5 protein-coding genes are annotated in these 6,109 nt (G+C 60.4%); 1 reads left to right on the forward strand and 4 read right to left on the reverse strand.

What is annotated here, in order from left to right:
* Window positions 1-142 precede the first annotated feature (142 nt).
* From WBB85_RS21350 to WBB85_RS21360, 3 genes are all read right to left on the reverse strand, one after another.
* A complete protein-coding gene (locus WBB85_RS21350; RefSeq protein WP_432640590.1) occupies window positions 143-1,357 on the reverse strand; it encodes a glycosyltransferase family 4 protein in 1,215 nt (404 codons plus the stop codon).
* Complete coding sequence (locus tag WBB85_RS21355; RefSeq protein WP_432640591.1) at window positions 1,341-2,654, reverse strand: nucleotide sugar dehydrogenase; 1,314 nt, start codon at window positions 2,652-2,654, stop codon at window positions 1,341-1,343. The genes WBB85_RS21350 and WBB85_RS21355 overlap by 17 nt, the downstream gene beginning before the upstream one ends.
* Window positions 2,655-2,840: 186 nt before the next feature.
* Window positions 2,841-3,725, reverse strand: coding sequence for an esterase-like activity of phytase family protein (locus WBB85_RS21360; protein WP_432640592.1), 885 nt, complete (start codon window positions 3,723-3,725; stop codon window positions 2,841-2,843).
* A 223-nt stretch (window positions 3,726-3,948) separates the two neighbouring features.
* Between WBB85_RS21360 and WBB85_RS21365 the strand changes: the two genes are divergently transcribed.
* Window positions 3,949-4,530 carry an acyltransferase gene (locus WBB85_RS21365; protein ID WP_432640593.1) on the forward strand — a complete coding sequence of 194 codons (582 nt, stop codon included), beginning with the start codon at window positions 3,949-3,951 and terminating at the stop codon, window positions 4,528-4,530.
* Here WBB85_RS21365 and WBB85_RS21370 read toward each other — a convergent pair.
* The gene (locus tag WBB85_RS21370; RefSeq protein WP_432640594.1) at window positions 4,527-5,945 is read right to left on the reverse strand and encodes an oligosaccharide flippase family protein; all 1,419 of its coding nucleotides are present in this window, start codon (window positions 5,943-5,945) and stop codon (window positions 4,527-4,529) included. The genes WBB85_RS21365 and WBB85_RS21370 overlap by 4 nt on opposite strands.
* Window positions 5,946-6,109: the final 164 nt, after the last annotated feature.

Raw genomic sequence — 6,109 nt, forward strand, 5'->3', positions numbered from 1 at the left:
CACGTTCACGAAGTGCCATAGGATGTGGTTTGCCCATCACTGACCCCCATATCTGCCATACAGACAGGGAATCACAGATCAAGCATCGGGGGAATCCTGAATCTCGAAAACCGCAACACGCTCTAAAACCCACCTTACGTTTTCACCGCCCCATTTTGGCGAACGCCCGGTCATAGGCCGACAGAAGATGCGGCACCGAATGGGCCCAGCTCAGGTTGGCCTCGATCCGTGCCCGGCCGATCTGCCCCATCTTCTCGCGCGCCTCGGGATCGTCCATCAACTGGGCAATCTTTTCGGCGAAGTCCTTGGGGTCATTCGGTTTGGCGTAAAGCGAGGCCTCGGCTGCCGAGGCGCGTCCCTCTTTCAACTCATACTGCACGATGGGTTTGCCGAGCGTCATGTATTCCATGATCTTGTTCATAGTCGACAGATCGTTCATCGGCGTCACCCGGTCGGGATTCACGCAGATATCGGCGGTATTGAGCATGTCGAGCAGCAGATCATCCGGCGCGCGGCCGGTGAAGGTGAAATAGCTCTCCAACCCCTTCGCCCGCACGTCTTCCTGCACCTCGTCCAGCGCAGGCCCGCCGCCAACGATGCCGAAATGCACATCCGTACGGCCCATCGGGCCGGTCAGGTGCTGCGCGGTCTCGACCAGCAGATCCAATCCCTCCTGCTGGCCGATGACACCAACATAGCCGATCAGGAATTGCGCGCCCTTCCTCAGGTCAGCCTTCGGCGGCCGGACCTCAAGCTTTTCGATCTTGGGGCCGGAGCGGACGACAAAGACATCCTCGGCCGCCATGCCGCCACGACGCCGGGCAATCTCGGCATAACTTTCGTTGGTCGCGATCGAGACGATGGCGGTCTTGAAGGTCAGCCATTCAAAGAACACCATCGCGCGCCAGAGAATGCCGCGCTTGCCGAACTTCACTTCGTAGAGTTCAGGGCAGATATCGTGGTGGTCGAAAAGGTAACGCACACCGAACAGGCGCATCACCCAGGCGACGAGGAAGATCAGGTCGGGCGGGTTGCAGCCATGCAGCACGTCAATGCCACGCTCGCGCTTCACCTTCAGGGCAAGGCGCAGTTCGTTCCAAAGCGCCGAGCCGTATTCGCGCAGATAACCAACGGCCGAATTACCCTCGGGCGGCAGCTTGTGGCGATAGACGTGGACGCCGTCGAGGAACTCGTATTCCGCCTCGAACCCCCTGCCCGTGGGCGAGATGACCGAAACCGTATAACCCTCGGCCGCAAGCGTCGTCGCCTCGGCCCAGACGCGGCGGTCGAAGGGGACGGGCAGGTTTTCAACGACGATGAGGACGCGGCGGCCCGCGCCCTTACCAGTTGATGCCACGATACCGCTCCCCCAGTTCCGCGCCGAGACCCGAAATTCGGGCAAGGTCGAGTACCTTCTGATCCGCACGCACCTTTGCCCCGATGAACTTGAACTCGGGCGCGGGGTTGCCGACGATCACCAGATCGCCATGGCCAAGGACGGTGTCGAGGTCATCTGACAGGATCTCGGCAATATGCGGAATGGCCCCTTCGATATAGGCGCGGTTGGCCCCCAGAAGCCGCGACAGATGCACGTTGCGGTCATAAATCTTCAGGTTGAAACCCTTGCCGATCAGCCGTTCAACCAAAGTCACCAAGGGGCTTTCACGCAGATCGTCGGTGCCCGCTTTAAAGCTGATCCCCATGAAGGAAATGTTGCGCAGACCATAGTCCGCGACCATCTCGATCGCGCGTTCGACCTGTTCGGCATTGGTGGACAGAACCGAGTTCAGAAGCGGCAGATCAAGGTCCAGATCGCGGCCCTTGAAGGTCAGGGCGCGCACATCCTTGGGCAGGCACGACCCGCCAAAAGCGAAACCCGGCTTCATGTAATAGGGCGAGATGTTCAGCTTGGTGTCCTGACAGAAGATGTCCATCACATCCCAGCTGTCGACACCCACGGCCTGAGCGATATTGCCGATTTCGTTCGCGAAAGACACCTTGACCGCGTGCCAGGCATTGTCGGCGTATTTCACCATTTCGCCGATTTCCAGCTTGGTCGCGATCTTAGGTCCCGGCAGGTCGGCGTAAAGCGACAGAACCGCCTGTGCCGTGTCCGGATCGTCGGACCCAACAACGGTCTTCGGCGGGTTGTCGTAGTCGTAGACGGCCGTAGATTCGCGCAGAAATTCGGGGTTGTTCGCGACTTTCAGGTGCTTCGCCCCGTCGCCCGCCGCCCCTGTCAGCGCCGGAATGACCACGCCCCGCATCGTGCCGGGAAGGATGGTGGAGCGGATCACGACAAGATGGTCTCGGCCCTTGGCCCCCACCGCTGCGCCGATCTCTTCACAGACCCGCTCCACCGCGCCGGTCTCAAGCGATCCGTTCTTGCGCGACGGCGTTCCGACGCAAACGAGGCTGAGATCAGCGAAGGCGACGGCCTCGGCGGCGGACGTCGTGGCGCGCAGGGCCCCGGTCTTCACCGCCTCGGCGACCATTTCGCCCACATTCTTTTCGATAATCGGCGGCTGGCCGCCATTGACCAGGTCGACCTTCGTCGGCTGAGGGTCGACACCGATCACCTGATGTCCGTCCCGTGCCAGGCAAGCCGCCGAGACGATGCCCACATAACCAAGTCCAAAAACTGCAATCTTCACAAAGGGCCTCGTGTTCGCTTCGGCTTCAATTTCCGTTTCCGGGCGGAATACCCGGATGAACGTTCACGGGTCATCCGACGATCCGGATGCCGCACAATCACGGGCTTGTCTTAGCCGAGCGTCCCTCGCTTGGCAAAAGCAAAAGGGAAAGCGCTACTGACCGTTTCGGGACAAGGACAATCCCGGCTAGTCCGCAAGATCGTATTCGACCAACAGCGTTTTTTGAAATGGCAGGAAGTTGTCGTCCGCAATCAGGGTGACGACGGTGCGGCCATCCTTGTCCGGCCAGAGGCTGATCCCCTCCATATTGCCGAGCGCACCCTGCGCGGTTTCCAGAAGCGTCTCGCCGGGGCCAAATCCACCGTCGTCCAAAGTGAACCGTCGGATGCGCGTGGCGAACCGCGCCGTGAGGGTTACCCGGCGTTCAAGAAGATAGAACCTGCCATCGGGCCCGATGGTTGAATCCGTTGCGGCGTATCCGTCCGGAGCGGGGATCGACGGCCCCGCCTGCCAATCGTGATCGCGACCGAGAATTGTCCTGTACCGGCCGTCATGCGCCTCTTCCAGAACGGCCATAAGTCGGCCATCCGGCAACATGATGAGCCCTTCGAAAGCTTCATTGCCCCAATGCTTTTTGAACCGGTCCCAGCGATGCAGCGGCCGGGGCATCATGTCGGGAGGGTGAAACGCGGCAATGCGGGTGTAGCCTTCGAAGGCGACGTAGGCGGTGCCGTCCGCCGTCACGGCCAGTGCCTCGGCATCCGATTTGAAGTCGTTGACCGGGTCGCCTTGATTGTCACGAAACCGGTCGCGCCATTCGGTTGTCACACCGCGCAGCCGCCCGTCTGCATCGCGGGAAAGTCGCGCCCGGACCAGCCAACCCCCATCGCTGACCGCCAAAAGGGACGCGCCGTCCGGTGCCATCGCAAGGCCCGAAAACCCGCCGAACCCTTCATAGCTCTCAGCCCAGGAATACCCCCCGCGCGACACCAGTTCTGCCGCCGGGGCCTTGGGCGCATTTCCGATCAGAAAGATGATTGCCCAAAGACAGGAAAGTCCGGTTCTTGTCATCGGGTCGAACGTCCCCATTGGTTGGCCTTTGCGGTAAAGCTATCAACCGCCGATGCGGGCGGCCAGCATCGTTTTGGAAGTGTCGTCACTTCATAAAATGCGGCCACATTGACCCGGAACTGGAAACATCATGGCCCGACTCACTCTGGCGATTGACGCTGTCGCCCTCTGGTTTACCTTGCCCGTGGCTTCGGCCCACAGCGCAATAAAGAGGGCATCCGGAATGAGTGGCGGCACAGCAGAAAAGAAAAAGACAACACGGCTGCAAAGGCTTCTCCGTCTTGTCCGCGCGATGTTCGATCCGCGGGCCTATGCGCATGCGCTGAAGATCGTAAACTATTTCAACTACACCCATGTTGCCGAACTGAGGCACGCGACCCGCACAGGTGAACAGCGCATCAGCCCGATGGCCAGCTTTGCCAATGGGCGCAACATCGTGCTGGGCAACCGGGTCAATATCGGCGCGCATACCAGCATCTGGGCCGGTCCGGGCACCGCACGGATCGTGTTGGGTGATGATGTGCTGATCGGTCCGTCGGTCATGATCACGGCCGCAACCTATCGCTACAACGATGGCGGGCCGGTCAGCGAACAGACGATGGATGAGGCCGACATCATCATCGGCCGCGATGTCTGGCTGGGTTACGGTGCCGTGGTTCTGGCAGGTGTGACGATCGGTGACGGGGCCATCATCGGCGCGGGATCTGTGGTGAAAAGGGACGTGCCCGCCTTTGCCATCGTCGCCGGAAACCCCGCGAAGGTTGTGGGCGAACGGCGGCGACCCGATCAGGGCGGTGGTTCTTAAGCCTTTCGGTCCCGGAAACGTCGCACCAGATAACCGCGCAGATTTTTCATCAGACCCAATGAGACAAGGCCACAAAGCACAACCGGCCAGAGCGACCAATGCAGCAACTGCGCTGCAAAATCTGGCTGGGGCGGATAGGTCCAGTTGCTGAACAATGCGGCGGCGCAGGTCAGGAACACCATACCCGACGGAACCAGCAGGGGGCTCAGGCTGAGGCCTGCGCGACGCGCAGCCAGATAAAGCGCGAAAAGGTAGCCAAGAAGTTCAGCCACCAGCGCGATGTAGATGACGGACATGAGGCTACCAGTCTGGATCAACGCGATCCATGACAGGGGCAAAGACGCGACCCGGAAGGCGTTCGATGCCGCCGCATTGCCCGACCGTTTCTTGGACAGGGCTACGGTGGCGCTGCCGGACTTGGCCACCCTGATTGCGTGAACCACGGAAATCGGCACCAGAATTTCAAGAAGCGGCAGGTACTTCTCCCCCAGAAGCAGATAGACCAGCGGCCCGCCCAGAAGCATCACGCCCAGCATCAGCAACAAGCCGATTGCCAGGCCGGCCTCAATCGCGGCGACACCAAGCCAGCGGAACGAATCCGGTTTGTCACGCGCGCCCGAAAGGCTGGGCAGGAACAGCGACTGGCAGGCCCCGGCCAGAACCAGTGTCGGCGTCAGCGTCAGCGTCACCGCCATGGAAAACATGGCAAGCTGGCTCATCCCCAGTTCACGCCCGACGATCAGCCTTTCTCCGTTGAAGACACCAAACAGCAGCATCCCGTTCAGGAGTAGCGGCCAGCCAAACACGGTCGCCCGTTTCATGATCGAATAATCGAGGGTCAGACCATAGCGCCGCTCGGCCGTCAGATGCGACAGGCCCACCATCGACGCCGCCTGCACCAGCAAGGACACCAGCATGATCCGGTAGTCGTGGTAGATCAGCGCCAGCGGCCAGAGCGCGAGCACGGAAATAAGCGGCGGTATAGATTGGACGATTATCGACGGACGAAAATTCAAATGCCGCTTCAGCCGATGCATATCGTAATGCTGAAACCCGTTCATCAGCGGTATGATCGCAATGATCTGAAAGGCCCAGGCGATGTTCCCGATCCCCAGAAAGTCAGCATAGGGGCGGGCGATCAGGAAAAGGACAAGGCTGGAGAACATGCCGCGGATCAGCTGAAAGCCCTGAAGCGCGCGCTGCATATGCGGATCGTCGCCATCCTTGTCGACGACGATCATCTGGTTTAGCCCCAGATAGGACAGCATCTCGACCAGCGACATGGAAATCGCGAAAGTCGCCGCGATCCCGTAATGTTCAGGGCTGATCAGTCGGGCGACAATCAGATTGCGCGCCAGCAAAAGTGCCGAGCCGAAGGCGTTGCCCGAAACGAGCATGAGTGCTTTCTTCAGCATGGTGCGCTTGTCAGTCCCTCAGCATACCCGGTTGTTGTCCGCTCTATCGAAGCGAACCGCAAGTCTTGATATCCCTAACATGGCGCTGGTCCGGCGGAACCTTCGCCTATTCTTCCTCGATCTTGCCGCGCAGGGCCTTGACCTGACCGCGCGCCGTCTTGGCC

The organism is Albidovulum sp., from assembly GCF_049646345.1.
Lineage (GTDB): Bacteria > Pseudomonadota > Alphaproteobacteria > Rhodobacterales > Rhodobacteraceae > Albidovulum.